Raw genomic sequence first — 1,158 nt, 5'->3', positions numbered from 1 at the left:
CGCATCCAGTCGCAGGCGGCTGATCATGCAGACGTGGTGCCTGACAGCGTTGAGCAGGTCGATCGACGCGTAGGAACTGTCGGATACCGCGACGACCCAGATCCGCGACTCCCTGAGCATCGTTGCGAACGAAGTTTTGGCGGTCGATACGATCCGGCCGAGCCTGGACGACCATTCCAACGTCGTCGAAGAGACGATCAAGTCGAAGTATGCTCGGCTGAAGGAGATCGAAGCCCAGCTCATTGGCCTTGTGCGCGTCGAAGAGCAATCGGCACAGACTGGCTCCCTCCTCCAAGACCGTGCTCGGATCGTTGGCCGTATCGACCAGTTCCTTGAGACAACAGCGAAGGATTTCCAGACCGTTGCCGTGGACGCCACCGCCCTAAATCGTGAGGTCGAGGGCATCAGGGATCAAGTCGATCCGCAATCGCGTCGCGAGCGCCTTCGCGACGCGGAAAACATGGTCAGTTCCTTCGCAACTGAAATGCTCGGCGAACTTCCGACCGAAGTGCCCGCGACCGATTCCCGCGTCGTCTTCTCGGCAAGCCCCAGCATCTCGCTAATTGAACCTACCAGCCGTGCTGCCTTGGCCATGGCCGAAATTGGGTCCGATCAGAACTATCTGGCCATCCATCTGGCCATTTCATTCTCGCTGCATAGGCTGTTCGAAAGCATCAAGGCCCCTGTCCCAGGCTTGCTGGTGATCGATCAGATCAGCCGTCCATACTACCCGAAGGGCGGGGACGAGAAGAGCCTGCAGGAGATGGAAAAGGACGACGATCAAATTGCCATGCAAAGGATCGTTCGCTTCCTGTTCGAAGAAACTGCGCGGCAAATCGGCCTTCAGGTCATCCTGATCGAGCACGCCTATATCGAAGAAGACCCAGAATACGTCGCAGCCGTGAAAGGCCGGTGGACGAAGGCATCGGGCGTGAAGCTCATTCCGACCGATTGGCCTCTGCGAGACTGACCCGGCTAATTCAGTCAGGTTGCGCCGCCATACTGCGATGTGTAGCGCCTGTAGCACCGCGTCGGTGATCTACCTGCTCTGCATGGCTGTAGGCTAGATGTTTAGTCCCATGATTTGATGGTGCGGATTATGTATGAACCGTGATGGTTCTTTTTCCCACTGCTGGCAAATGAATTCATATGGAGTGA

At 56.9% G+C, this 1,158-nt stretch carries 1 protein-coding gene; it reads left to right on the top strand.

What is annotated here, in order from left to right:
* The first annotated feature begins 136 nt into the window (after positions 1-136).
* Positions 137-970, top strand: coding sequence for a DUF3732 domain-containing protein (locus tag EDC31_RS17575; RefSeq protein ID WP_052512655.1), 834 nt, complete (start codon positions 137-139; stop codon positions 968-970).
* Positions 971-1,158: the final 188 nt, after the last annotated feature.

Source organism: Acidomonas methanolica (assembly GCF_004346035.1).
GTDB classification, from domain to species: domain Bacteria; phylum Pseudomonadota; class Alphaproteobacteria; order Acetobacterales; family Acetobacteraceae; genus Acidomonas; species Acidomonas methanolica.
This window is presented reverse-complemented; position numbering and strand designations above follow the sequence as displayed.